Annotated in this window: 25 protein-coding genes; 21 read left to right on the top strand and 4 right to left on the bottom strand. The window is 35.3% G+C overall.

The window, feature by feature from the left end; translation table 11 throughout:
• The first annotated feature begins 47 nt into the window (after positions 1-47).
• The 16 genes from C1724_RS08255 (at position 48) to C1724_RS08175 (ending at position 18,465) form a co-directional block, all read left to right on the top strand.
• Positions 48-557, top strand: a complete 510-nt coding sequence (locus C1724_RS08255) for a TetR/AcrR family transcriptional regulator (protein ID WP_102346200.1) — start codon at positions 48-50, stop codon at positions 555-557.
• A gap of 223 nt (positions 558-780) precedes the next feature.
• Complete coding sequence (locus C1724_RS08250) at positions 781-1,707, top strand: hypothetical protein (protein WP_180994181.1); 927 nt, start codon at positions 781-783, stop codon at positions 1,705-1,707.
• Positions 1,708-2,181: 474 nt separating this feature from the next.
• Complete coding sequence (locus C1724_RS08245; RefSeq protein WP_258000313.1) at positions 2,182-4,581, top strand: LysM peptidoglycan-binding domain-containing protein; 2,400 nt, start codon at positions 2,182-2,184, stop codon at positions 4,579-4,581.
• A 112-nt stretch (positions 4,582-4,693) separates the two neighbouring features.
• On the top strand, positions 4,694-5,908 hold the full coding sequence (locus tag C1724_RS08240; protein WP_102346199.1) for a hypothetical protein: 1,215 nt from the start codon (positions 4,694-4,696) through the stop codon (positions 5,906-5,908).
• A 38-nt stretch (positions 5,909-5,946) separates the two neighbouring features.
• A complete protein-coding gene (locus C1724_RS08235) occupies positions 5,947-6,873 on the top strand; it encodes an FTR1 family iron permease (protein WP_102346198.1) in 927 nt (308 codons plus the stop codon).
• Between the two features lie 70 nt (positions 6,874-6,943).
• Positions 6,944-7,894, top strand: a complete 951-nt coding sequence (locus tag C1724_RS08230; RefSeq protein ID WP_102346197.1) for an NAD-dependent epimerase/dehydratase family protein — start codon at positions 6,944-6,946, stop codon at positions 7,892-7,894.
• Positions 7,867-8,805, top strand: a complete 939-nt coding sequence (locus tag C1724_RS08225) for a lysylphosphatidylglycerol synthase transmembrane domain-containing protein (RefSeq protein WP_102346196.1) — start codon at positions 7,867-7,869, stop codon at positions 8,803-8,805. Before C1724_RS08230 ends, C1724_RS08225 begins: the two co-directional genes overlap by 28 nt.
• A complete protein-coding gene (locus C1724_RS08220) occupies positions 8,802-10,298 on the top strand; it encodes an alkaline phosphatase family protein (RefSeq protein WP_102346195.1) in 1,497 nt (498 codons plus the stop codon). Before C1724_RS08225 ends, C1724_RS08220 begins: the two co-directional genes overlap by 4 nt.
• Positions 10,255-11,028, top strand: a complete 774-nt coding sequence (locus C1724_RS08215; RefSeq protein WP_102346194.1) for a glycosyltransferase family 2 protein — start codon at positions 10,255-10,257, stop codon at positions 11,026-11,028. Before C1724_RS08220 ends, C1724_RS08215 begins: the two co-directional genes overlap by 44 nt.
• Before the next feature lie 39 nt (positions 11,029-11,067).
• On the top strand, positions 11,068-12,546 hold the full coding sequence (locus tag C1724_RS08210; RefSeq protein ID WP_102346193.1) for a glycosyltransferase family 39 protein: 1,479 nt from the start codon (positions 11,068-11,070) through the stop codon (positions 12,544-12,546).
• A gap of 73 nt (positions 12,547-12,619) precedes the next feature.
• Complete coding sequence (locus C1724_RS08205) at positions 12,620-13,945, top strand: UDP-glucose dehydrogenase family protein (protein ID WP_102346192.1); 1,326 nt, start codon at positions 12,620-12,622, stop codon at positions 13,943-13,945.
• Between the two features lie 408 nt (positions 13,946-14,353).
• Positions 14,354-14,758 (top strand): hypothetical protein, encoded by a 405-nt coding sequence (locus C1724_RS08200; RefSeq protein WP_102346191.1) that lies wholly within the window; start codon positions 14,354-14,356, stop codon positions 14,756-14,758.
• Between the two features lie 5 nt (positions 14,759-14,763).
• Positions 14,764-15,426 (top strand): PspA/IM30 family protein, encoded by a 663-nt coding sequence (locus C1724_RS08195; RefSeq protein WP_180994180.1) that lies wholly within the window; start codon positions 14,764-14,766, stop codon positions 15,424-15,426.
• 305 nt (positions 15,427-15,731) lie between these two features.
• Entirely contained in the window at positions 15,732-16,235 is a 504-nt protein-coding gene (locus C1724_RS08185) for a hypothetical protein (protein WP_180994179.1), read from the top strand.
• 162 nt (positions 16,236-16,397) lie between these two features.
• Positions 16,398-17,072 carry a response regulator transcription factor gene (locus C1724_RS08180; RefSeq protein WP_102346187.1) on the top strand — a complete coding sequence of 225 codons (675 nt, stop codon included), beginning with the start codon at positions 16,398-16,400 and terminating at the stop codon, positions 17,070-17,072.
• Entirely contained in the window at positions 17,062-18,465 is a 1,404-nt protein-coding gene (locus C1724_RS08175; RefSeq protein ID WP_258000312.1) for a sensor histidine kinase, read from the top strand. The genes C1724_RS08180 and C1724_RS08175 overlap by 11 nt, the downstream gene beginning before the upstream one ends.
• A 163-nt stretch (positions 18,466-18,628) precedes the next feature.
• Here C1724_RS08175 and C1724_RS08170 read toward each other — a convergent pair whose 3' ends face one another.
• On the bottom strand, positions 18,629-19,672 hold the full coding sequence (locus tag C1724_RS08170; RefSeq protein WP_258000311.1) for a flavin-containing monooxygenase: 1,044 nt from the start codon (positions 19,670-19,672) through the stop codon (positions 18,629-18,631).
• A 1,222-nt stretch (positions 19,673-20,894) separates the two neighbouring features.
• On the opposite strand from C1724_RS08170, the gene C1724_RS08165 reads away from it, so the two are divergent.
• The gene (locus tag C1724_RS08165) at positions 20,895-21,593 is read left to right on the top strand and encodes a DUF421 domain-containing protein (RefSeq protein WP_102346186.1); all 699 of its coding nucleotides are present in this window, start codon (positions 20,895-20,897) and stop codon (positions 21,591-21,593) included.
• A gap of 343 nt (positions 21,594-21,936) precedes the next feature.
• Positions 21,937-22,434, top strand: coding sequence for an Hsp20/alpha crystallin family protein (locus C1724_RS08160; protein WP_102346185.1), 498 nt, complete (start codon positions 21,937-21,939; stop codon positions 22,432-22,434).
• Positions 22,435-22,841: 407 nt separating this feature from the next.
• On the opposite strand, the gene C1724_RS08150 is transcribed toward C1724_RS08160, so the two are convergent.
• The gene (locus tag C1724_RS08150) at positions 22,842-23,210 is read right to left on the bottom strand and encodes an Hsp20/alpha crystallin family protein (protein WP_102346183.1); all 369 of its coding nucleotides are present in this window, start codon (positions 23,208-23,210) and stop codon (positions 22,842-22,844) included.
• Between the two features lie 238 nt (positions 23,211-23,448).
• Between C1724_RS08150 and C1724_RS08145 the strand changes: the two genes are divergently transcribed.
• On the top strand, positions 23,449-23,985 hold the full coding sequence (locus tag C1724_RS08145; RefSeq protein WP_102346182.1) for a hypothetical protein: 537 nt from the start codon (positions 23,449-23,451) through the stop codon (positions 23,983-23,985).
• Positions 23,948-24,526: a hypothetical protein gene (locus C1724_RS08140; RefSeq protein ID WP_142386532.1), complete on the top strand. Its 579-nt coding sequence runs from the start codon at positions 23,948-23,950 to the stop codon at positions 24,524-24,526. The genes C1724_RS08145 and C1724_RS08140 overlap by 38 nt, the downstream gene beginning before the upstream one ends.
• Before the next feature lie 112 nt (positions 24,527-24,638).
• On the opposite strand, the gene C1724_RS08135 is transcribed toward C1724_RS08140, so the two are convergent.
• Together C1724_RS08135 and C1724_RS08130 are read right to left on the bottom strand one after the other, a co-directional pair.
• Positions 24,639-24,899: a hypothetical protein gene (locus C1724_RS08135; protein WP_102346180.1), complete on the bottom strand. Its 261-nt coding sequence runs from the start codon at positions 24,897-24,899 to the stop codon at positions 24,639-24,641.
• Between the two features lie 113 nt (positions 24,900-25,012).
• On the bottom strand, positions 25,013-25,246 hold the full coding sequence (locus C1724_RS08130) for a hypothetical protein (RefSeq protein WP_102346179.1): 234 nt from the start codon (positions 25,244-25,246) through the stop codon (positions 25,013-25,015).
• A gap of 261 nt (positions 25,247-25,507) precedes the next feature.
• Between C1724_RS08130 and C1724_RS08125 the strand changes: the two genes are divergently transcribed.
• Positions 25,508-26,359, top strand: a complete 852-nt coding sequence (locus C1724_RS08125; RefSeq protein WP_102346178.1) for a DegV family protein — start codon at positions 25,508-25,510, stop codon at positions 26,357-26,359.
• The last annotated feature ends 48 nt before the right edge of the window (positions 26,360-26,407 follow it).

Below are 26,407 nucleotides of genomic sequence, written 5' to 3'. Positions count from 1 at the left end.
ATTTATTTATCGATCAATAAATAAATAAGTGTGCAAGGATGATCTTAATGGCAATTGCAGAAGATAAAAAGGAAGTCATTATTGAAAATGCTGTAGCCGTATTCGCTGAAAATGGATATTACAAGGCAACGACCAAAATGGTTGCCAAAGCAGCAGGGGTGACACAGCCCTATGTGTTTCACTTTTTTGAGAATAAGGAAGAATTATTCAAGACAGTGATTGACCGTGCGTTCGGAAGAATTTATGATACTTTTGCAGAAATACAGGCACCAGCCGATCAATTAATTGAAACAATGGGACGTGGATTTGAACAAATCATGCGAACACATCGCGACGAGGTTTTGATGGTTATGCAAGCACATGCAATTGCAGAACCAGGAATTCGCCAACATGTTCAAAACCTATTTTTAACTATGTATGACTCTTTAAGCTCGAAGTTTGAAAAAGTAGGAATACCAAATGCAAAAGAAACGGCCGCACACTTTATAGGTACGGGTTTGTTGATTACCGTAGCAGAGGTATTGGAACTGCCACAATTAATTAATAATAATTGTTAAAAAAGATGGGGGGAACCTTTCTTTTTTTATACCATCTTATTTATTGATTGATAAATAATTGTAATAAAGCTTGTACTGAAACTATAGGGCAGAAAAAAATTAAATTAGCTTTATTTAATCTTTTTAGATAAAGCATGTGATTTATCTCGCCTTTTCATTTATTGATCAATAAATAAATTAAAGAATAAATAAAAGTCAAAACATAAGGAAGAGAGGATTATTCATGTTAAAGTTCTTGAATGCTAATCGAAAGCTTGAACTATCACCAAGAATGTTTGAAGGTGAAATTGGGCTTGTAATTACGGGGTTATTTGGATTTATGCTTGCTGCAGGTATTGGGGTCTATATTTTGATTCAAGGTTCGATTATACTACCTGAAGGTAATATGAAGGATGCTTTTTCATTTAATGCTGCTATTGGAATGTTTATACTATCGATTGCAGCGATTTTACCTCTAGCAAGATTTGGGAACCGCCAAAAGAAAGTAATCCGATGGTTGTTTATTTCTTCCAGTTTCTATTCTTATACGATTGAAACGATCCAAAACTTTAGAGGATTAAGTCCTCGCTTTACGCGTGAAGGTGATGTTATTGATATGGTTGCTGGAATGGTTTTTGGAATTGTTTCATTAGTCCTTGTAACTTTAACAGTTATACTAGCGAGCCATTTTCTTCGAATGAAGTACCCCTATGAACGCCCTCTCATACTATTGGGGATACGTTATGCTTTTCTCTCTGTGATTGCAGCCAATATGGCTGGAATTTGGATGATTTTGCTACAAGACCGATTCACGGGGGATGCCGGTAATATCATTATCTTGCATGGAATTGGGTTCCATGCTTTACAAACATTAGTCCTACCAGCCTTGTTTTTGGAAAGTGCTCAAGTAAAGGATTCATTTAAAAAACGTCTGATTCATCTAGGGAGCATTGCATGGATGCTTATGATAATACTAATCGGCACCCAAACTGGTCTAGGTCATTCTGTTTTTAAATTATCAACACTCCCTATACTAGCAAGTGTTCTATTATTCGTTTGGGGAGGAACATTCATGATTGCATTCTGGCATTTAATTAAACAAAAAACTAATACCATCTACCAGCAGATCAACCCAATGGAAAAAAGTAAGAAAAAGTACAGTCTAGATTGATTTTATTATCCTGCTATAAAAAGAAATTTTAATAAAAACAAGATCGAGTCAGAAACGAGGTACGGACAGGTACTCGACCACGGTAAAGAGGAATGGTTAACAGCACTTCTTTTATGCACTAACACATAGGTAATTATAAAATTGTTATGTAAACTAAAATGCGATGGATAGTACTTGGTTAGTAAACCTGTCCCTGTGAGTACTTGATAGCATTAATTTAAAAGCAGTTAGTAGGTAAAGACTTATCGTTTAGGTAAGTCTTTTTTGTAGTTCTAATCGTAGAAGTCTTTCTATAAAACATTCTTAGAATAACAATATCGCGAATAATAAGTAATGTAGATAAGCACATTTTCATAATATTTTTACATTTTTTATTAGAAATTTTTCAAATAAGGTTGACATTACATATGATAATGATTATCATTGTCGTTGTAATAAATAATGATAATCATTATCAACAGAGGAGAGACGAAAATGAATAAGAAGAAGTTAATTTCTGCTACTCTTGCACTTTCAATCGGCTTAAGTGGTACATACGCGATTGCACCATTTGCAAATGAAACCAAAGCTGCTGAGGCTGCTGTAGAGCAGGCATTTAAAGTTAAAACAGATGTTTCTGTTCAAAAAAATCAGCTTGCTAGTTTTGAAGAAATTAAGGCGCTTTTTGCTGAGGATCAAGTGGATTTAGCAAAAGTAAAGGCATACTATGATGAACATTTTAAAATGGCTGTCCAAGAAAGAGATGTGGTTGCAGCTGAAAATATTACAGCTTTATTAGAATTAGGTGTTCAAGGGGAAGCAACTGTTGGGCAAGTAAAACAGGCTGTTGATAAAGGGCTGCAATGGTTTTTTTATAACGAAGTAAGACATTTTGATCGTGAAGCAGGAACAGCTCTTGCTGATGGAAATATCCAATTAGCAAATGAGAATTTAGATAAAGCGATCACTTTGTTTGAAGGATCTGTACTAGTTACTGCTGGAAAACGAGATAACAATTTTGGCACGTTAACGCAGGACTTTTTCGAGAATATTGCAATTCCAGGTATGAGAACAGCAATTGAAAACAAGGATGTAACCAACTTCCACGTTTGGCGCCAATACTTTGAAAAGACAATGATGAAAGTATTCGTTCTTGCCACAACTCGATATGCGAATGTAATTCCTGAAGATTATGCTAAAGGTGATACGGAGACATTAAAAGCTCATTTAGCAGAAGGATATTTCTTCTTTATGCCGATCCATGATTACTTAGTATCAGGGAATAAAGAAGCTGCGGATAGCATTAAAAACGCTTTCGGAAGCGGTGATGGTGCAGCTGTTAAGGCAATTGAAATTGAAAAGTGGTTAATGCAAGCGATTACAACTAAAGTGAACGGCTATATCGATAGTGCTATACATAAGGATTTAGCAGCAGGTGACAAAGCAAAAGCATTAATACATGCAGCAGAAGGCAACGCATTTGCTAGCCAGCTTGAAGTTTTTATTAACGACGAACTAGGAAAGAATGCTTATTCAACATTACAAACTTATGGTGAAAATTTCTTTAATGCTGTAAAAGCGAATGATGCGGACAAAGCGGAACAATATGGTAAAGAAATGAAGAGCTTGCTAGATCAGCTTAGCGGTAATCAACTTGCAAACTTTGAAACTATGAAAAGCTTTTTCTCAACTGAAGAGGTTGATTTAAGTGAAGTGCAAGCGTTCTACGAAGAAAATTTCGCAGAATTAGTGAAGGCGAGAAATTCACAAATTAACGATGAAATTACGTTAATGTTAAAAGCAGGTGTGGACGGAGAAGCAACTTCAGGGCAAGTGAAACAAGCGGTTGATAAAGGTCTGCAATGGTATTTTTATGAGGAGATCAACGATTTAGTTCGCAATGGAGCAGGAAAGGCCTTAGAAGAAGGCAATAAACAGCAAGCTCTAATTGCATTAGACCGTGCCTTAACTTTATTTGAAGGTTCTGTTTATATAACGGCTGGAAAACGAGATAACGATTTCGGAACACTAACGCAAGACTTTTTAGGAAATGTGGCAGTAACTGGACTTAAACAAGCGATTGACACAGGAGATGTGACTACTTTTAATGTATATCGCCAGTATTTCCAAAAAACAATGATGAAGGTATTTGTTCTTGCAACAACGAGATATGCACATAAAGTACCTGAGGATCATGCTAAAGGTGACGTTGCAACTGAAAAAGCGCATTTAGCAGAAGGATATTTCTTCTTTATGCCAATTCATAATTACTTAGCAGGCGGAGATAAGGAAGCGTCTGATAGTATCAGAGCGTCATTTGGCAGCGGTGATGGAGCAAATGTAAATGGCGATCAAATCGAAAAATGGTTGACAAATGCGATTACAGCAAAAGTAAACGAGTATATTGATTCTGCTATAAATAAAGATTTAGCAACAGGAGATCAAAGTAAAGCGTTAATCCATGCTGCAGAAGGAAATGCATTTGCTAGCATGCTTGAAGTGTTTATCAATGAAAACTTAGGTAAGGAAACATATGTATCCTTACAAACACATGGTGAAAAATTCTATAAAGCTGTTCAAGCAAACGATGTAGCAGCGGCTACAAAACATGGTGAAGAAATTATCAAAATTATTACACAACTAGATCATGGCACATCTTCTAAAGTATCTGAAAAAGAAAATGTAAAGTCAATTAAACAGCAAGAAGTAATTCCAACAGATAAGAAGACTACTTCAACAACTAATGATATCGTCTACACTGTGAAAAAAGGAGATACACTTTCAGAGATTGGTGTCGAGTATGGCATCCACTGGAAAGAGCTTGCAGAATATAATAAATTAGAAAACCCTAGTCTTATTTTGATCGGCCAACAGATTTTAATTCCTTCAAAATAATAACTTAATAGAGTAAGGGATAAGATACGGCCTTATCCCTTACTACATGTATATACACATCTTTTATGTTATCAAACTACTGATTTTATTTTAAAGAAGGGAAGCGCAATGTATGAAAAAATATTTCAAGCAGATGTTTCTGCTATTAACTCTTATTACCTTCTTGTTACCAGGAACGGTGCAAGCCTATTCTTATGGAGATCCGACGCAAGAAGACGTTGCTGAAACGTTTAAATTAATTAATGTTAAACTATCAAGCTCGCCACCGGATTGGAATGCAGCATATGAGGCATATAAAGTTAGAAGAGCAGAAATTAGCTCACACTTTGGGAAATCTGTCGCCGTAACACTTGATGTGAACTTTGAGATGAAACAAAAAGAGTTAGTGATTCAAAACTATCGTCACGTTTTATATTTAAACTTAAAACGTCGATTTACTTATGCAGAGAAAGATATTAACGATTATGGCAAGGTTAAAATTTTGCTAGGTAAAGCAAAAGGTACATTTGATGTCATCAAACCCTATGTTCAATCCAAAATCCCAGGTGAAGTAAGTAAGTTAGATGAAGCATTTGTTGCAGCGTTGGACGCTATTGGAAATCCTGGATTATTTGGTATGGGCGAGAAAACTGTCCAAATTGAAGAATTCAAAAAACAAACAGCTTACATATTAACTACATTAAAGCCACATTTTCCTTATAAGGAGTCTACTGTTAAACAACCGGAACCTGAAACTTCGAAAGCAATCAAAACAGATACTACTGAAAAAGCAAGTCCGGTAAACCAAACCGCTAGCGGAACAGAACAGAAAACAAATGATCAAACAAAGACTGAACAAAAACAGCAGGAGCAAGTAAAACCGACTCAACCTACACAAAAGGAATCACAAATCAGTGAAACTGTGGAAAAAGAAGATCAAAAGGCACCAGCTAAAGTTGAAGATGAAAGTAAGGCAGTCACTAAAGACGTAGGTAAGCAAGATGGAGAAATAAATAAAGTTTTAAATGAGGAAAAGCAGAATTCAGACAATGTAAAATCTGAAAGCAAGGAAGAGAATGTAGCGGCTGAGAATGAAGCCACATTCAAAAAAGAAGCAACAACTGAGACTAAAAAGGAAGAAATAGAAACAAAATCTCAATCAGAAGTTGGACAAGAAACTAAATCAGTAGAGGGAACAGATGAGCAAGTTGCTGCGGTTAGTACAGCCCATGCACCAATGGAAACAGTTAATAAAACAAATCCGATTTTTTCCTTCCTTATCATAATAGGTACTTTAGGACTGATTGTTGGAATTGTTTGGATAATAAAAAAGAAAAATTTTATCTAAATTAAATTCTGCGTAAAATTTTAAGAGGAGAGGATTTTGTGGACCTTCAGGCGTTTATTATAACTTTTCGTGAAGCGCTAGAGGCATTATTAATTGTCGGTATTATTATTATTTATTTATCTAAAATGCAGTATTCGCATTGGAATAAATGGGTATGGGTTGGTGTTGTTCTTGCGCTTGTTTCAAGTTTCGGTGTAGCCCTCATCTTCCAAGTAGTCTTGATAGGGTATGGGTCAATGGCCAGCCAAAACTATCTTCGATTTACAATTATGTTTATTTCAGCGGGCTTACTGACACATATGATCTTGTTTATTGGCCAACAAAATATTAACTTTCAATCTACTATTCAATCAAAGGTAAATCATATTATTACAACCGGCAGTATTATTAATATGCTTATACATTCGTATCTTGTCGTTCTCCGTGAAGGAATAGAGACTGTCTTTTTCTTTGCAGCTATAAGTGGTGGCGATATTCAAAAAGCCCTATCGAGCTGGGGAGCGTTATTAGGTTTACTATCTGCAGCTGCAGTAGCGTATTACTTTTTTAAAGGAACGAAAAAGGTTCCATTAGGTCTTTTCTTTAAAGCAACTTCATTTCTGCTTGCACTTATTGCTGCAGGATTAATCGTCCAAGGGATTGGTGTTATGCAAGATTTGAAGTTAATGGGAAGCTTATATAAAACACCTGGCGGGGAAATCGGTGAAATTTACAATATTATATCGTTTATGCCGGAACATCCGATTGATGAAGAACAATATATCCGTGATACGAGTAATCACCCACTAATCGGTGGTGGTATTGGGATTTTCTTTAAGGCGTTTCTTGGATATACGCATAATCCATCTCTCGAAGAATTTGGAGCGTATTGGTTATACTTTTTATCCGTGTACATTTTATTGGCAAGAAAAAGAAAGAAAGTTCAACAATCTACAACGGTTAACAAAGAACAAAAAATTGTGTAGAAATGGAAGTTTCAAGTGTATCTCTTTTTATGTGTGTTCAACTTAGAGGATTGGAAATGAGGTATATAAAATGCATGTGTTGATTACTGGTGGTGGAGGGTTTATCGGTGGTCACGTGATCGAGATGCTGTGCTCCCAAAATCATCAAGTGACTATTGTTGATAATTTAGATCCGTATTACGATATTCAGCAAAAAGTAGATCATCTTCAACAAGTAAGTAAAAAAGGTTCTACTTTCGAGTTTATTAAAGGGGATCTTCTTGAGGAGGATTTTTGCAAAAGTGTTTTTTCCGACTCCAAGTTTGATGCAGTGATTCATTTAGCTGCCATTCCTGGGGTAACGTATTCTATCGTTGATCCGCATAAATATATTGATATGGACATTAAAGCAACCGTAAACGTATTAAAGTATAGCGGTGAAGCAAATGTAAAACATGTTCTATTTGCTTCATCTTCCTCTGTATATGGTAACCAAGGTGCGGGTCCATTAGCTGAGATTGCTGCTAATGGGAATGTAGTTTCTCCGTATGCGGCAGCAAAGTATGGCGCAGAATCATTTTGTCATGCTTATCAATCGTTATATGGTTTTCAATTGACGATACTACGTTTTTTTACTGTGTATGGCCCATGGGGTCGACCGGATATGGCTATTCCTAAGTTTATACGGAAGTTAATAAGGAATGAAACGATTGAGGTGTTCGGGGAGGGATTGGCTAGAGATTTTACATATATAGAAGATATTGCAAATGGAATAAGGCTAGCTCTCAATCACTCTAGAGGAATTGAAATATATAATTTAGGAAATGGAAAACCTGTATCCATGGAACGCTTGCTTGATCATTTAAAGGTAAGATTTCCAAAAATGAAACAAATGAGAAAGCCAATGAGAAAAGGCGATGTGACGATAACCTGGAGTGATATAACAAAAGCACAACAAGAATTGGGATATAAACCAATGGTCAGTATTGAAGAAGGATTAGATCGAACGATATCATGGGCAAAACAATATTTCGAGTTCTAATCTTTACAAGTAGTTTCGTATTGTTTGTTAGTTTTATCCTCCTATTAGTGCGACATTTGAATTATCAATTGTTGGTAGAACAATCTGGAAAACTGTTAAAAAGCCCTTTTCTCCTTCTTGTCATCACACTTTGTTATTTGCTTGCATTTATCCTGCGTGCAATCGGATGGAAGCTATACTTGAACAATACTATATCTGTAAGAGTGTATGTAAGTGCTCTTTTTTATAGCCTTTTTTTTAATCATCTTTTTCCATTTAAAGCTGGCGAAGTTGTTAGAGTAGGGGTGATGACACACCATAAGGAGATCACTCTAGACCAGTCTATTCATTCTGTATTTGTTATGAGATTGCTAGATTTGTGTATATTAGGATTCTTTTCAGCGGTTGGAGCTTTCTGGTTAGGTGTGTACCTTGATTTTTCATATGCGATCTATAGTGTCATCACTTTTGTGATAGGTTGTGTCATTCTCATCGTTTTATATTGTTTAAAATATTCGTTTTTACAAAAACATTTTATGTTGATTAAGGAAATCTTTCAGTCATCACGTGGTCTAGTCATTTTTATGCTTGTCATGCTAAGTTGGGTACTTGAGTCCGTTGTTATTTATGGTGTTGTCCAAACTTCAGGACATCAAATGGATCTTTTACAAGCTACTTGGGTAAATAGTCTTACTGTTGCATCTTCAATTTTTCAGTTCGCACCAGGTGGATTTGCCTCCTATGAAAGCGTAATGAGTTTTGCCCTTGTGCAATTTAAAGTAGATTGGGAGCAAGCTTTTAATCTTGCAATCATCACACATGGATATAAATATTTATTTTCCTATGTATCAGGATTAGTTGCAGTTTTATTATTTCCTATTAAATGGTCAGTCATCAAGAGTTGGTTTAAGAAGAAAGGAGCAGCAAAATGAAACATGCATCCAAATTTGAAAAAGTTGCCGCACGGTGTTGGAATCTATTAAATGAGGGAAAACCATTCACTCCTATTTTTGTGCTTGGTACGATGTGTATATTTCAGTTTAGTCAGTTAGAAAGTCTTGACTGGACTGCGTTACTGGTTAGTTTACTGTTAGTCATCCCTTTTTTTACAATTTATTTTATCTATGACTTTCCATTATTTCTCAGAAATTATCTTTGGATTCCTATTGTTATATTTCTAATTATATGGAATGAAGTAAACATTCCATTACTTTTGTTTGCAATCGGACTATATTTCTTTTTTACAGTTTTCTTTTGGGGAACATTTTACTATCACTTACGCATAGGAACATCTTGGCTAAACTTTACGCGTTTTTGGAAACTAGTTTTAAAGAATAGTGATTCAACAAGTGGCAATGCACAAGAGCAACTGCCTAAGTTTCTATTACTTTTAGGTTTATGGGATTATTTTTATAGACAGAATACAATGATCGGTATGGATCTTTCATTGATTTATTTCAGTTTGGTAGCGAGTTTAGGAATACTGCTATTCGCATGGATTTTGCATTATAACTTATTTGATTGGAAACCCAAACCATATACGGACTATACCAATAATATCCCTGCTACAACTCAAGCTTTAAATGAGAAAGTGATTGTAATTGTTGTCGATGGAATGAGAAAAGAACGGTTTGCTGAAGCGCATACTCCGTTTATGGATCACCTAAAGAACACAGGAACAGAGTATACCAATATGGAAACGGTCTATCCTGCTCGGACGGTGGTCTGTTTTTCATCAATGTTTACCGGTACCTATCCGTTTGAACATGGCATTACCTCTAATATGGTTTGGAAATTAGGGATCAAAGTAGAAAGTATTTTTGATTCTTTAAGAAAAATAGGGAAAAAAGGTAGATTACTAGGAATTGCCCACCTCGTAGATTCATTCGGAGATGATGTGGATACGGTTACAGCAGTGATGAAAAATGATGTGGCTGATAAAAACATTATCGAAGGTGCTAAAAGAATTATGGCGGTACAGGATCCTGACCTTTTTATCGTGCAGCTGATCGGAACGGATCAAACAGGTCATAGTCGCGGTGTCCTATATGATGAATATATTGAAAAAATCGAGGAAGCTGACAAGTTGATCAACAACTTTGTCGATTGGCTTGCAGTCAATGGAAAAATGGAAAATACGACATTAATCATCTGTGCAGATCATGGACAGGCTGATGGAATTGGCGGACACGGTCATTTAGATGAAGGTGAACGATTTGTTCCTTTCTTTATGAATGGACCGCACATTCAATCAGGACAAAAAATTGAAGACAAACATAGTCTAGTATCTATGGCACCAACATTGGCTTATCTGTTAGGTGCGCCATATCCAAGCCATTCAAGAGGTCCAGTACTTACAGAAGCGATAAAGGGGAATCAAGATGGGAAGTCAACAATATATAATCGTATTTTTACCAGCTTATAATGAAGAAGATTCGATTCAAGACGTCATTAAAACTATTCCGCGGTCATTTCACCCGAATGTAAAGGTTGACGTCTTGTTAATAGATGACGGTTCGACGGATCGAACAGTCCATATTGCCAAAAAAGCCGGTGTAGATTTTGTAGTTCAGAAACAAAAAAATGAAGGCTTAGGTGCAGCGGTTCGAACTGGTTTGAAAAAGGCTTATGAACTTGGTGCAGATATAGCGGTTATGATTGATGCGGATAACGAATATCCAGCCAAACAAATTCCGGATCTATTAGCACCGATCTTTGAGGGGAAAGCAGATTATACAATGGGTTCAAGATTTCTTGGATCCATTCAAGGGATGAAAATTCATCGGCGGTTAGGTAATTACTTCTTTACGATGCTGCAATCGCTATTGCTAAGAACGTGGATCTACGATGGTCAATCGGGCATGCGGGCATTTAGTCGACAAGCGATGGAGAATGCTGAGATTATACATAATTATAATTACGCTCAAGTTATTACTCTGAATTTAGTGCGAAAAGGTTTTCGTGTTCAAGAAGTACCCATTCAATATCATGTACGTACAAAAGGACAGTCTTTTATTAAATTCAAGGCTTATATCACATCTGTTTTTCCAGCCATTAATAAAGAGATGAGACGTCCAGTTCAAAAAGTGAACATTGATCAAACTGCACATCTTCTTACAAAGTCAATGGGCTACAAAAAAGTAAATGATTTGTAAGCTAATAACAGATTAGTGAGTTGGAAATGAGGAGTAGCTATGATAAATAAAAAGCTTAATAGGATTAAAAGAGAGAAGATTATCAGTTTGCTGCTCTTTCTAGGTATATTATTTGTAGTGATTAATCGTTTCTATTACATAGGTACATATGCTGCTACTTGGGATCAGGTTGACTTTGCTTTAGCGTTGGAACGTTTTGATATCCGAATGATGCAGCCGCATTTTCCTGGTTATCCTATTTTTGTTTGGGGTGGAATGGTTGTCAATAAATGGTTTGCTGATCCAGTTGCAGCGTTAGTGATCTTTAATAAAATTATGATGGGACTATCTGCAGTACCTATGTTTTTCATTGCCAAACGGTATTTTAAAATTCAATATAGTTTACTGGCTGTTTTAATGTGGCAAACGTTTCCTTATATGAACGTGCTTTCCTCAATGCCCATGTCTGAAGCTGCAGCTATTAGTATGCTATGGTGGTTTTTGTGGAGTGTTTTACTTGCCTTAGATAAAAATCATTTTTTATATCAAATATTCCCTTTATTATTCTTTGGTTTATTGTTGGGAACAAGGTTATCGTATCTAGCATTCGGGCTTATGATCATTGGGCTATGGTTCATTTATTGGAAGCGTAGTGTACATAAAAATAAATGGATAAAAATGGTAACCCTTTTCATATTGGCGGTACTTTTTCAATTAGGATGGGTAAGTGCTTTATTGGTATCAGAAGGAAACTTGGAAGGATTTTTTAGTCTAGCTTTTTCTTTTACTAATGGCCATTTTAATGAGTGGGGAGGAGCTGTGACTGAGGATAAAACCCCGCTTTTTAGCCGCTTACTTACTTTAATCGGTCATAACCTAATTTGGGTTGGACTAACGGGGAAATCAATAGTGGTATTGGTTGGATTTTCTATTATAGCATTATTGTTAGGTTACAAAAAGGTAAGTATGAACGGAGCTCAAAAAGCGTTTTATTGCTTGTTAGCAGCAGGTACATTCGCTTATTTTCTTTGGGCTCTTTTCGCCCAAAATATTGATAAACCGAGACACATTGCCCCATTACTAATTTTCATTGGATTTTGGTTACTATTAAAAATGAATGTTGTAAAACATTTAAAGGGTACTACTATTGTCTTGCTTTCATTAATAATTTATCAGTTTTTCATAGGAAACCAGTACATGCACATACAGGAACATGAACTTCCTGCAACCTATCAGCTTAGTCAATACTTAGAAAAACAAAAAGGCCCAGTCCTTGTATTTGCTTGGGAAGAAACGAGAATAATGGAATATCTTGAAGTGCAATTTAATTATGAAAGAGTTTGGACGTACGAATTATTTCAACAGCTCGTAAAGGAGTATGGCCATCAAAAAGTTTTTGTCACTGGCCATGTTATAGAAGGGTTTAAGAGCCAAGGAATTAATGTGGAAAAATCAGTAATAAAAAGAGCTGAGTTTACTTCTCAAGAATTATTTGATCCAGTATATCATCATCTTGTTTTATATGAATGGAAAAATTGAATGTAACGATAGAAGTAATGCTTATTATAAGCAATCTGACTTTGAATTTTGAAGAAGGGTATGTAAAGCAACCATGAGAAACTTAACAATTATAGGAATCGGATATGTTGGTCTTGTAACAGGTGCTTGTCTCTCTGAAATAGGTCATCATGTGACATGCATAGATGTGGATTCCACTAGGGTTGATATGTTGAAAAAAGGCCATTCCCCTTTCTATGAACCAGGTTTAGAAGATTTACTAAAACGAAATATAAAAAAAGGTACATTGCAATTTACTACAGATTATAAAGTCGGCCTTGCGCATGCTGAAGTCATTTATATTACTGTAGATACGCCGATAAAAGAAGATGGATCAGCAGATTTAACGTATGTAAATCATGTTGCAAATGAAATTGCTGTTCATGTGACAAAAGACGTAATCGTTGTTATAAAAAGTACTGTCCCAGTTGGAACGAATAAGTTTATTAAGGAATTCATTCAAACGAAAGTAAAGGATCCTACCATTCGGATTGAAGTGATTTCTAATCCTGAATTTTTAAGAGAAGGATCAGCGATTGAAGATACTTTTAAAGGAGATCGTATTATTATAGGTTATGAAAATGAGCAGGCCGCAGCGGTTATCGAAGATATTAATAAGAGATTTCATATTCCAATTATGAAGACGAATCTTTACAGTGCTGAAATGATTAAGTATGCTGCAAATTCATTTTTAGCAATGAAAATAAGTTTTATGAACGAAATTGCGAATGTATGTGAAAAACTTGGGGGAAATGTAGATGAAATTGCGAGAGGAATTGGGTTAGATTCTCGAATTGGAAAGCAATTTCTTCAAGCGGGTGTTGGATATGGAGGTTCTTGTTTCCCTAAGGATACTGCAGCGCTGTTGCAAATCGCTGATCAAGCGGGATACCATTTTGAAATGTTAGAAACAGTAATAAACGTCAATCATAAACAACCTGTTCGTATAGTCGAAAAGGCTAAAAATCGTTTTAGTACTTTAAAAGATAAAAAAATAGCTTTATTAGGACTGGCATTTAAACCAAATACCGATGATATTCGCAATGCACCTTCTTTGGCAATCTCTGAACAATTTCTATCAGAAGGTGCACAAGTATTTGCATATGATCCAATTGCCATGGAAAAAGCAAAAAGCATATTATCAAATAAAGTAGTCTTAACTTCAAACATAGATGAAACCCTACTAGGTGCCGACTTAGCAGTGATCGTTACAGAGTGGTCTGAGTTTAAGGAACTGCCTTTAACAATATTTGCAGAACTAATGAAAACCCCCATTATCTTCGATGGAAGAAATTGTTTTCCCCTCGACGAAACAAGTCATTACAATATAGAATATCATTCGACCGGTAGACCTGTTATTGGAGAAATTGATATTAATTGAATAATCTAATGTGCCATTTCTTGTTCAGCAAATGTAGGTTGTTGAATAAGAAAGGTAAGTAACAGTTATGAATTTTAGAATTAAATATAGTTTCAAATATTATTAGGTACAACCTGTTGTATTGTTATGCTACTAGCTAAATACACCAGGTTTTTTCAATTTGGCCTCCGTAAAACTTAAATATTCCGCTACTTTCATAAAGTAGATTACTGGTCTGAAGTGCATGCTTCAAAAGTTCATGACTACCACCTATTTACCCTTTAACCTATTTCCATATTTATTGTACTAATGAGCATCTGTGTCGGGATAAAAATAGATCTATCAATTTTACATTTTTTCTTTTTCACTAAGTTTTCACCAAAGTCTACTAAACTACAAACATCAAGTACGAAAGGAGGTACGAATGCGATGAATGCAAAAGTGAAAAAAGGCATATTCTGGACGGTTAACATTGCGACAATGATCCTAGTTATGAATGTATTCCATTTTCTATTTGGAGGCTTACGCGCTCTTGCTGATGGTTTCCATGGACATGGCCCAAAAGGTATGACCCCACACCATGGTTGGGGACCGCAACACATGGGGCACCAACATTATAATGGATTTTCTTGGTTTGGATTCCTACTTTTCTTAATTGTAGGGCTTGTCGTTTTGTTTTTGGTAGTGAAATGGCTAAGAAGAAAATCGAAAGTTTCCTCAATGCAAACGTTTATAGATACATCTTTAATGAGTTCACAAAGACCTATATCGACACAAAAAGCAAGTGTATTAGATCAATGGGAAAATAATGTAATGAACAAAAAAGGAGAATGATTAAAATGGGTTTATTTAAAAGAATCAAAACGATAGCAAAAGCTGATATGAATGGATGGCTTGATAACCTTGAAGATCCAATTGCGATGCTAAACGAATACTCTAGAGAAATGGAGCAAGAAATTATAAAAGCACAAAGAGCTTTATCACGTCAGATTTTTGCAGAAAATAAACAAGCAGCACTTATTTTGGAAACAAAAGCAGTAGTGGAAAAAAGAACACGTCAGGCGAAACTGGCTCTTGACCAAGATGAGGAGACCATTGCTAAATTGGCTGTACAAGAAAAACTTACGTATGAAAAGCAGTTAAGTCTTTATGAGCAGCAATATGAAGTGATTAAAGAGCAGACTGAAATGCTAACAGAAAAAGTGGATGAACTGCACCAAACATATAATGAACTGCAACATAAGAAAATCCTTTTAGCTTCACGTGTAAACGTTGCACAGTCAATTAAGGACATTCAAAAAGTTGCTGGTTCATTCCAAACTGACAATATTTTAAGAGGATTGGCTCGTTCAGAAGACCGTATTTTATTAATGGAAGCAGAGGTACAAGCAGGCAATTCATTTTCCAATCCATTAGTTAAATACGAAACATCTTATGTAAACGAGGAAGAATTAAATAGAGAATTAGTGAAATTAAAAAGTGAAAAAGAGGCACTATCGTAAAGCAAGTTTATGTATGACCTAGGAGGAAGTACCATTTCATTCTTTGGTGCTTCCTTTTCTTATTAAAAAGAAAGGAGAATAATGAAGATGCATTCATTGACAATTATTGTTTACATGGCGGCAGCGTTTGTTGTAACTAAACTACCTTATGTTCGAACGTATCTTTTGAACTTTTATTCGCTGCTTCATGAAGTGAGTAGGGTCCTTTTGTCTGGAGGGAAAAGCAATCAAATCAAGTTGTTAAAAAAAGGCGATGCCTGGAGACTGCTTACTCGCAAACATTCAAACATACGTTTATTTCATATGTGTGTGATACAGTAACGTTAATAGCGGCAATTGGAGCTTTTTACTTTGTTTCTACTTACAACTATAGGTTGATGTTATATATTGTTATAGGTCTAATTGCTGTTTCAATGTTGTTGTGGATCCGCCGCGCTCTTGAACTTTTATGGGCTCTGTCTTTTATTGCTGCCCTAGCATTACCGATCTATCTTGGTAATGAACGGGCAATTATGGTTACAGCTAGTGTGTTGGCATCATATATTTTGGTTCAATCTTTATTGACTTCCCTTACTATATGCAAAGAAAGCTTTGCTCATCGAAAAATAAAGGGGTTTGTGGCCAGAGTCAAATGGATTCCATCGATAATTTTAGGATTTTTACTAGTTGGTCAATCCCTCTTAGCAGGTTATTATATCGTCAGTAATTTCGTGTTTAACGTAGGGATTCCACAAGTTTATTTCGAATTCACTCAGGTACCTTGGGTGTATTTTTCTATTTTTCATCAAATTTTCATCGTTTCGAATTAAAATAAATCTGCACGAAATTTCCTCTCTATTTAATATCCACCGTAACCTGCGTTGCGGTGGGTATTGTTTATTGTTTTTCATGCCATTTATCTTTCCTTAAAGTGTTTATAAGAGTAGTATTAATAGAAATAATATTGACTGGTAAAAAAAGAGGTGTGTAACTTGAATATTCTATTAGCAGAGGACGATCTGCAGCTTGGTGAATTAATTCGCTTTATGTTAATGAAGAAGGCTGGCTACAAGGTTGATTGGGTGATGGATGGAGAAGATGCATATGAATATGTCAAAGTATCCTATTATGATGTTTTAATATTGGACTGGATGATGCCGAACGGAGATGGTACCTCCGTTTGCCGAAAACTTAGAAGCGAGGGCTACTCCAGGGCAATCTTAATGTTAACTGCAAAGGATGCAGTGGAAGATCGCATTAACGGTTTAGATGCGGGAGCCGATGATTATCTCATCAAGCCATTTGAAATCGAGGAGCTCCTTGCTCGCTTACGTGCACTTACACGTCGTAACTATGCCCCAATAATAGAGGATCAGATTGCTATTCATGGCTTGGTCATTAATCGAACGAGTCAAAAAGTTATTCAGGGCAAAGAGGAAATTCAGTTAAGTCCACGTGAATTCCAATTACTAGATTTGTTAGTTCAAAATAAAGGACAAGTTCTTCCGCGAGAGGTAATTCTTGATCGAATCTGGGGCTTTGATGCCGATGTATCGACAAAAACTATTGATGCAACGATTAAATTACTTCGAAAAAAATTAAATATAGTTGGAAAACAGGATTTACTCCAAAGTATTAGGGGGGTGGGCTATAAAGTTGAGAGCTAAAAGTCGCTCCTCCATCCATTTTTTTCGTAAAAGAGACATTTTTGAAAGAACACAATTTCGATTAACCTTATTATACAGTGGTTTACTTATGCTTTTCCTCGTCCTTTTTATCATTGTTGTTTATTCAATTCTGTACCTAACGATCTTCAAGGACCAAGAACGTGAATTGATATCTAGTGTGCAACAGGAAGCGAGAAACATTGAGGAATATTTACGATATCAAAATCATAGAGGTGATTTAGAGTTTCGTAACCAAGAGTCACTTGTAAAAGATGTTGATCAATTTTTCTTTTATGTTGTAAATCTTTCGGAAGAGTTGGTGCTAGGAGATGAGCTTATTCCAGAGCTCCGAACGCCAATTTTAACCGCAATTTCGGGTTGGAATCCAGGGAGAAATGAAATTCTTCAAGAAACGTTTGAAGTTAATTTTTTTGAAAGGAAACCAACTAATAAATCGAGAAGGGATGAGTTTCACCCCACTCAAAGAACGGATACTATTCGGTTAATGATCGCTGGGGAGCCTATTTACTATAATAGAAAAGCGGTTGGTATACTTTATATTGGTAAGGAGGTTTCGTTTGCTTATTCATTTTTTAAAATGCTGCCCGTAATTCTAACAGGCTTAGCCGTTCTTTTTTTAGGTGTGGCTCTTGTAATCAGTTACTTTATGTCCAAAAAGGCGATGGTTCCAATTACCCGTGCTTTTTCTAGACAACGTGAATTTGTCGCTGATGCTTCGCATGAATTACGAACGCCCTTAAGTGTATTACTTTCATCAATCAATGCATTGGAAATGACGTTGGAGTTGCAAAAAGAGGAATATGCACATAAACTCCTTTTTAATATGAAAAATGAAGTGAAAAGAATGTCGGGGCTGGTGGGTGATTTATTGACATTGGCACGGTCGGATTCGGGAACCGTCGAGCTCGTGAATGAAAGGTTTGATTTTCGTCCGATTGCAGAGGAGGCAGTTGAATCTGTACGAGCGTTGGCCGAAACCAAACAAATTAAACTTCATTTCGATGCCCCTAAAACAGTAATAGTAAATGGAGATTCCCAAAGGTTAACGCAATTACTTTATATTTTATTGGACAATTCAATCAAATATACTCCAAATGGCGGCAAGGCGTTTCTCTTTCTTTCGATTCGGGGAAAAGAATTGTATTTAACTATGAGAGATACAGGGATTGGCATTAATCCAGAGGATTATGGTCGAATCTTCGAACGCTTTTATCGGGTGGATCAAGCAAGGACCCGCTATGCTGGAGGGCATGGACTTGGACTTTCGATCGCGAAATGGATTGTAGAGAACCATAAGGGTACTATTCAGGTTTCCAGTGAAGTGGGCAAGGGTAGTACCTTCGTTGTTAAAATACCTATAATGGTGGAATAGTGTTTCTGCAAGGAAAGATCTGTGAGGTTTTGTAAGTGATCCTATTGTTTTAATACCATAAGAACAATTAGGCAGTTTCTGTTTAAAACATAATAACAAATTGTAAAAGATCAAGCACCAATTGTCCATAAAGTGATGATTGGTGCTTTTTTTGTACTGTGGATCAAGCCCTTTGTTTAATGTGTTCATATAGAAACTTTGCATCATCTCCAACACCTAGTACTAAAGCAGAGCCTCTACGGTGTTGCCATGGTAACCCGAGAAAATAAAGGCCATCAATGGATGTAATTCCGCGCTTATGATGTACTTTCCCATTCGAATAAAGAAGGTTAGGAAGATCAATCCAAGAGTAATTAGGTAAAAATCCAGTTGACCAAATCAAATTATCAACTTTTAATGAGGAATGATCATTAAAATAAATAAATTGATCATCTGCTTCCACCGTTCTGCACTTTAATGTTATTTGTTTACTTTTTAATCTTTCTTTTAACTCATACCCAAATATAGGATCTCCTTGACTCTGAATTCGTTTTCCAATAAAGGAAGAGGTATTTGCTTGTAAAATTCCTAATTTATCGAACCACTCAAATATACTCCTTTTTAATAAAGTTAATGGTAAGAATCGAAATGGCTGACTACTTGAGAGGTACGTATCGTGGTATTCAGAAAGTTCGACTGCTATTTGAGAGCCAGAATTTCCCCCGCCAACGACTAATACATTCCCCTCTTTTAATTGAGAGGGATTTTTATATTGTGAAGAATGTAGTTGGACCACATCCTTTGAAAGTTGATTTGAAAAGGAGGGGATATTGGGATTGTGAAAAGGTCCTGATGTAATTACAACGTTTTTTGCTTCAAGTACCGAAGACTGTGTTTCGAGCAAGAATATAGACCCTTGTTTCGTTATCTTGCTGACTTCAGTATTCAGCTGGATGGGTAAATCAAATGTCTGGACGTAACGCTCTAGGTAATCTGCAATTTCATTCTTGGTTGGAAACCCAACCGGATCGCCATACAGTGCTAATCCATGTAAAGAACTATATAAACGGGGAGTAAATAATACTAAAGAATCATATCTTTTTCGCCAAACATCTCCAATTCGCTCATGGTTATCAAGTATAAGAAACGATAAAGTAGACTTTTTTAAATAATATCCCATTGACAGCCCCGCTTGGCCTCCACCGACCACGATAACGTCATAAACCACATTGAACACCTCTTTTATTAAACATATGATCATGTATTCATATATAATATATGGTAAATTGAAAATATCGTCAATCATTATTGTGGTTCGTGGGGACAGGCTCATTGACTTGTGACTCGTTAGTAGGGAAAAGGTCCGATTACTCATAATATTCATACTTCTTTAGCACACGGTAAAAGTTGTTAAATTCTTTAGTGACTAATTATAAGGTGAGATGCAACCTAATATCTCTATGATCGAAGACATGATAGGTGAATCTTTAGCGGACATTCGGTGCCTTATTGACCCCAAAAAAGGCCGGTTGCGAATAAAAGCGGCTAACGGGTTTATTATTTGCTATAAAAATAGCTAAATTTGCAACATAATGGAAATAAGGAATTAACTGTCCGGTAAACTAGTAGAATATGAGGTTTTTAGAGAAATAACGAACTGTATGTACTTAAGCGAAGACCGAGTAGAGGACGAAAGTGGTTTTAGTTAATGGAAGAGCGTGTTGGGTGTTTTTTTGCGGACATTCGATGCGTTTTTGGCCTCGAAATGGGCGGTTGAAGAAGTGACAAAGGGTTGCTTATTTTCAGAGAAACCTCAAAATTATTTTTTATTACTAGAAATATAGCATATATAAAAAATATTTAATCTCCTCTAGTGGAAGAATTAAAAGATATGGAAAGGGTGAATCGAAGTGTTTAAAAATTAAAAGAACAAATAACCTACGAAGATGTTGCTGGAATGGCTTATATATATTTAACTAAACCATTTAAGTATAAGGTGAGATATACAGAAGAATTAGCTGAAAACCCTATCTCTTTCATTTAGAGAACCTAAATGGTAGTACTTTAATAAAAATTGAAATTGGTGATTTTTCACTTATAAAAGATGGTCAAGACTATTATAATGCCTCGGTCGAATTTGCATCTGAAGCAAAAAAAGTAATCAAAGAATTAGCTGAAAATTTATAGGTACATTCTTAACAATAGCTAAACTTAAGCTAACGAACCGTTAGTTGAAGAAGAAAGAACATTTTGACAGGTGAGGAGAAGACCTAACTACGGTTTATTGAGGAGATGAAAGTAAAAGGAGCTAGCGCGAGCTATCTCTTTTTTACTTTCAGTTCCTTACTCTATAAAAGGGTCAATTAATAACGCTAAATCTTTAATAATCGAATAAGGTTTCCATAAAATGGTTAGAGTGATAAATATAAAATTTGAAAGGTGAGGTCTTTATGGTTATATCAGAACTTTTAATAAGAATATTCCTTTCTTTTACAACATTGTTTATTTTGACAAGAATAATGGGCAGAAAAGAAATAAGTCAAATGACGTTTTTTAATTTTGTATCTGCTATTGCAATTGGTTCGATTGCAGCCAATCTTGTGGTTAGTTCGACTTTAAGTATACGAAACGGGATTATAGCGTTAGTTGGTTGGACTGTTTTTACACTTGTGATGGCTTTTATTGATATTAAATTTAAAGAAGCGCGGAAAATTACGACAGGTGAGCCGATTATCGTCATAAAAGAAGGGAAAATAATGGAAGATGCCCTTCGAAAAACTCAATTGGATATGGACTCCCTAAATACATTGCTAAGGCAAAAGGATGTTTTTTCTATTAAAGATGTTAATTATGCAATTTTTGAAACAAGTGGACAACTTTCAGTCATGAAGTATGAAAATAAACAGCCTGCAACCAAAGGAGATTTAAATATACCGAATAAGGTAAAAGCATATCCTACGGCTACCCAAGTAATTTCAGATGGAGTTATCAATACAACAAATCTTTCAAGATTAAATTTAGATGAAAATTGGGTCAATCAACAGTTACAAAAGGAAGGCATATCTCAAGTTTCTGAAGTTTTCTATGCTGAAGTGCAACAGGATGGAACACTTTACATAGATCGAAAAGATGACAATATGCTGCATTAGATTCCTTAAGGTTGTGTTTGTAACCGCCAAACTATAATTACAATATTTTTTGAATAGATTTCCTAAAACAACTCCTTTTAGATTAATGTCATAACTGCGACTTGATTTGAAAGGAGTTATTTGTTTGAGAAAGCTACCCTGCCAATGGTTGAGGGGTAATCCTAAGGTTTTTTGTATATCTTTATGATTAATAGATCAATAGCTTATTAATCGATAAACCTTCTTTGTACCGGGGGCTTTCCACACATTCTAACTTTCTAACGTGTTAGGTAAAGTTCATGAACCATTGAGCTGTAGCCTGAATAACCTATAAGGGTACTCATATTAGGAGGGAAGTGAGGTCATGGAATTCTTCAATCAAAAGGACGGCTTTCCGTTTAATCATTTGCCGAAATCGCATTTTTCTCCAGAATATTTACAAGAAATTAGAAATATGGTAAAGCAATATAACTCTGTGTTTAACAGTGAATTTTGGGGAACAGTTCATGGGTTAAATACGTTGAAAGGAAGAAATCTGCGAATTTTTCCGTTTGAGCTATGGGAATGTGATGAATTCCTTTACTTATGTCTTGTTGTACCGGGATTATCTAAAATAGATGATGTTAAACTTAATTTTCATAGTCACCAAATCGTCTCTTTTAAAGTAAAACAACGCTCAATGAAACCGGGTGGTGCAAAGAATTTATTAAAAAGTGAATTACCACAGAAGGAATATGAAAGGGAAATACATCTTAAAACCCCGATCCAAACAACAGATTTTTCAGCAAGTTATGAAGATGGTGTATTAGTTTACACGTTTAAGAAAGTGGAGGCTCAATTAGACATTCCAGCAGATTTTTAGAAAGAAGGGATCGTTATTCCACAGATTGAAATTAACATTGGAAGTTTCAAGGTATACAGTATGTCAGGAACCTCGTCCTTAGTTGTAGGTAAAGGTAATTTTTCCGGTTCTGTAAGCACATCAAGTACAACCAATGGTGTTGGGAATGCATATGGTGATGGATCTAATATACAAATGAGTCCCTATCAATCTTCTCTTCATGATCCTGCTAATGGAGTTATGAACCAAAAATCTAACCCAAAATATCTACCATTTCTATACAACATGTTCCCTGGTTATTTATATTACCATCCCTATAACCATCTGAATTGTTATAGTTCCGGATACCCTGGAATGGTATAGAAAACAATCACCTGACTTGAAAAAGCAGGTGATTGTTTTTTTATAGGCTCAATAATTTCAAGCAGTTAAATCTTGTTTAGAATTACCTCTAAAATACCGCCATTATAGGAAAATGCAATTGTATCCTTGTCAACTTTTCCTGGAATATGAACCGTTCGGTAAAAGGGACCCTGATAAATTTCCTGTATAATTACTTTTTTTACATGTTCTGGAGGAGTTGTAGTGACTTCGCCCTTAATTTCTAAGAGATCTTGTTTAGTAAGATAGACTTTAAGATTTCGTTTTTTTACACCTGGAAGACTTAATCGTAGATAAAATTGGTGCTCCATTTCAAAAAGGTCAACTCTTGGTGTACGAACGTCCCCTTTTTGGTTGATTTTATGTTGGGGAAACCCGTCACCATAGGTTTGTCGAAATGGATAGTTGTTCTTCATAATAATACCCCCAGTCGAATAGATATAATTAGTCTATTCTTTTAAAAGAGAAAAGATGATGATGTAAATTTTTAGGGTATTACATGTAATATTTTTTTTATTTCTACTGAACATTCAATGAATTAATCGTCCCATTATGATTAATAAAGAGGAGACCAACAGTTGTTCTATTAGGTCACCATAATTATAAGTAATCTAGGGTCTTACTAGGAGTGTTTTAATCAAGGAGTGAAATGCATTGAGTTCAGATCAATGGTACTACCATGAAATGAAAAGACTTCGTAATCAAATTTATGACCTAGAAAAGTGGAATCAGCAATTAAAAGCTTATCTGGATCATTTAAATATCTATGAATATCATATCCAGCGTATAAATATTGATAAGGTTAAGGGGACCCTTCAATTTGGACATTTGATTGAAAAAAACATACAAGAAGCCAATGGGATCCACCGTTTTTTCATTAATGAAATAAAGATTAGTGAAGTGGAGGATAGTGGTACAGTTGGAATTGGTGTCGCAGAAAAAGATAAGAAAAAAAAGAAGAAGAAGTCACAAATTCCCCCTGAACAAGCTACCGGAGAAATAAAAGAAATATATGTAGAAATAAAACAACTTCTAGATATTGAAGATGTACCAGTTTTTATTCAAGAATTAGCAGTAAACAAAGAAGTATTAAGTAAAGTTTGGGATACAACGAAAAACCATTTTGATACCAGCATCCAAATTAATTTATTTTATGAAAACGCTAAAACAATTAAACGAAATTCAATTTGAGGAAAATCAACTAGTATATCCAACGATTGATAGAAAGCTATGTAAAAAGCATGCTGACAGCATTGAAGTTGAAGCAAAGTCACTATTCATTATTATTTTTCTAATTGATGCTTTTTTGTCTGGTTTACTTGAAAAACAATCGATTCAAACGTCTCCAGATAAGTTAACAGTACATGTACAAAAGCCAGGTGTGAACGTTAATGATCCAACCAAAATTCTAGAAGTTATTAAAAGTGGATTGCATTTAAATGACTTGCCAACCTCTATTAAAGAATTAGAAGAATCACCCGAAATATTGGAACATCTTTTTTTAAACAGAATTCACCCAGTGGTTGTATCACAACAAGATGATCAATACTTCAAGAGATTAAAACAGTTGTTTATTCAATACGTTTCAGAAATATCAGGGGATACATCAATAAACGGATTAACCCCAGAGCAGCAAAGCTTTTTATATACAAAATTAATCGAATACCTTGAGAAGTATCAAAAGTATATCTTACTTGAATATTTGGTTCTTTCTTTATGTGAAGGTCAATAAGTCGATAAAGTAACCATCTGAAGATAATCTTCTCTCTTTAGGTATTGATCTTCAGATGGTTTATTACCTATATTTTCTTAAGCGGGATTGCAATATAAGGTTTTTATTTAGCTTAATCCTCTAAACCAAAAGGCATAGAGCTGATTGGCATCACGGAATCCTGGACATCCGGATCATAAATTGGTGATCCAATTGGCTGGATCAAATTATAATTATAATAACCATATACTTGCCCAGTCATATTTAGCTTTACTTGACTATATGGTGTTTGAACAAAAGCCTCCCCGACTGTAACACTTCCGTTTCCGTCTACATTATTACAGCTAAAAGGACCAAAAATATTTATTCCAATAGGTTCTGAATCAAAAGGCATAAGAATCCTCCCTCCATTATTAATATTATATTCTGATAAAAAAAATTTGTTAAAGCAGGAGTCATATCTTGAAATAAATGTTTTAAAACACTGTATAGATAAGTTTTAAAACTCTAATTTGAACGATAATAGTCTGGATTCTTTGAATTATTAATAGGAGAGTCTAACGACTTTACGTTAATTTTGTTATCGTCACCTGAGACTTGAACGAGCGTGTTACTCTTTGTCTTACTAACTGTTCCTCTTGTGCACGATTTTCCTATAGTGAAGGAAGCTGACCCTTTTAAATTTACTTTAATTCCCTCATTAAAAGTAATTTCTATTTTTCTATCCTCCCGATCCTTCATTTGCTGTCACATCCTTTCCTTATTGTAAGTTTATGGATGATATAAAATAAATGTATGGACTAGTATACAACTAATAAGAAAAAGGAGTAGTAGTTGCCTTAATTTTTTCGATTTAAGTTAGGGGAGTAGAGACAAAAGTATGTGTTATTGTAGGACGACAAAAGTTCTAGAGGAAAACATTCATGAAAGTTAGAACTATAAAATATAATGGGGAAACACCTTGTATAATGAAAGGGTAGGTAGAGGGAGAGGGGAGTTGCTATGGAGAAGAAAAAAATTGCTTTTGTAACAGATAGTACTGCTTATTTATCAGAAGAATTACAAAACCATCCTGATGTATATGTGGTACCAATCGTAATTATTGCTAATAATCACGAGTACGAAGATGGAGTGAATTTATCTTCGGCAGAATTATACAATATGATTAAAAACAATAAAGATGTTCCAAAAACATCTCAACCTTCCGTTGGTAATTTTATAGAACTGTATCAAAAGTTGAAAGAGGAATACGATCATGCAATTGCTCTTCATGTTTCTAGTAAATTAAGTGGGACGATTTCAAGCTCTAATGCTGGTAAAGAGCAAGCTGAGTTTGAAGTGGAAGTGATAGATTCCTATTCTCTTTCGTATTCGATTACTGAGCTTATTGATAGGGCGATAGTGTTGGCAGAAGAGGGTAAAAATATAAATCAAATAACGAATGAACTTAGAGATCAGATTAGTAGGAGTAAAAATTTAGTATTGTTAGGCAATTTAGAGCAGCTATATAAAGGTGGAAGAATGAATGGTGCTCAATTTTTATTAGGCAATCTCCTTCAAGTTAAGCCTATTTTATCTATTAATAATGAAGGTGAGTTAGGATTGCTGGAACGCGTTCGTTCAGAGAAAAAGGCGACTGCCAGAATTATACATTTATTAAAACAATCTTGCGAAGAAGGGCATGTAAAACAGGTTGGAATCATGCACGGTAATGTATTAGATAAGGCTATAGAGCTTAAGGAGAAAATAAAAGAAACAATACCTGATCTTGATATATTCATTGGAGAAATCAGCTCCTCATTAGCTGTTCATGCCGGAGAAGGAACTATAGCATTATTTTGGCATCACGAGTAATGGTGCATGGGTCGGAGGGACAGGTCCCGTGGCTTAATTTAATCATAG

The organism is Bacillus sp. Marseille-P3661 (genome assembly GCF_900240995.1).
Lineage (GTDB): Bacteria > Bacillota > Bacilli > Bacillales > Bacillaceae_J > OESV01.
Note: the sequence above shows the minus strand (reverse complement) of the source record. Positions and strands in the feature narration are given on the sequence as shown.

Bases quoted from the DNA above. Each gene is read 5' to 3' on its own strand.
- C1724_RS08255 (WP_102346200.1), top strand. From the start codon at position 48: ATGGCAATTGCAGAAGATAAAAAGGAAGTCATTATTGAAAATGCTGTA.
- C1724_RS08250 (WP_180994181.1), top strand. From the start codon at position 781: ATGTTAAAGTTCTTGAATGCTAATCGAAAGCTTGAACTATCACCAAGA.
- C1724_RS08245 (WP_258000313.1), top strand. From the start codon at position 2,182: ATGAATAAGAAGAAGTTAATTTCTGCTACTCTTGCACTTTCAATCGGC.
- C1724_RS08240 (WP_102346199.1), top strand. From the start codon at position 4,694: ATGAAAAAATATTTCAAGCAGATGTTTCTGCTATTAACTCTTATTACC.
- C1724_RS08230 (WP_102346197.1), top strand. From the start codon at position 6,944: ATGCATGTGTTGATTACTGGTGGTGGAGGGTTTATCGGTGGTCACGTG.
- C1724_RS08225 (WP_102346196.1), top strand. From the start codon at position 7,867: ATGGGCAAAACAATATTTCGAGTTCTAATCTTTACAAGTAGTTTCGTA.
- C1724_RS08220 (WP_102346195.1), top strand. From the start codon at position 8,802: ATGAAACATGCATCCAAATTTGAAAAAGTTGCCGCACGGTGTTGGAAT.
- C1724_RS08215 (WP_102346194.1), top strand. From the start codon at position 10,255: ATGGGAAGTCAACAATATATAATCGTATTTTTACCAGCTTATAATGAA.
- C1724_RS08210 (WP_102346193.1), top strand. From the start codon at position 11,068: ATGATAAATAAAAAGCTTAATAGGATTAAAAGAGAGAAGATTATCAGT.
- C1724_RS08205 (WP_102346192.1), top strand. From the start codon at position 12,620: ATGAGAAACTTAACAATTATAGGAATCGGATATGTTGGTCTTGTAACA.
- C1724_RS08200 (WP_102346191.1), top strand. From the start codon at position 14,354: ATGAATGCAAAAGTGAAAAAAGGCATATTCTGGACGGTTAACATTGCG.
- C1724_RS08195 (WP_180994180.1), top strand. From the start codon at position 14,764: ATGGGTTTATTTAAAAGAATCAAAACGATAGCAAAAGCTGATATGAAT.
- C1724_RS08165 (WP_102346186.1), top strand. From the start codon at position 20,895: ATGGTTATATCAGAACTTTTAATAAGAATATTCCTTTCTTTTACAACA.
- C1724_RS08160 (WP_102346185.1), top strand. From the start codon at position 21,937: ATGGAATTCTTCAATCAAAAGGACGGCTTTCCGTTTAATCATTTGCCG.
- C1724_RS08150 (WP_102346183.1), bottom strand. From the start codon at position 23,210: ATGAAGAACAACTATCCATTTCGACAAACCTATGGTGACGGGTTTCCC.
- C1724_RS08140 (WP_142386532.1), top strand. From the start codon at position 23,948: ATGAAAACGCTAAAACAATTAAACGAAATTCAATTTGAGGAAAATCAA.
- C1724_RS08135 (WP_102346180.1), bottom strand. From the start codon at position 24,899: ATGCCTTTTGATTCAGAACCTATTGGAATAAATATTTTTGGTCCTTTT.
- C1724_RS08130 (WP_102346179.1), bottom strand. From the start codon at position 25,246: ATGAAGGATCGGGAGGATAGAAAAATAGAAATTACTTTTAATGAGGGA.
- C1724_RS08125 (WP_102346178.1), top strand. From the start codon at position 25,508: ATGGAGAAGAAAAAAATTGCTTTTGTAACAGATAGTACTGCTTATTTA.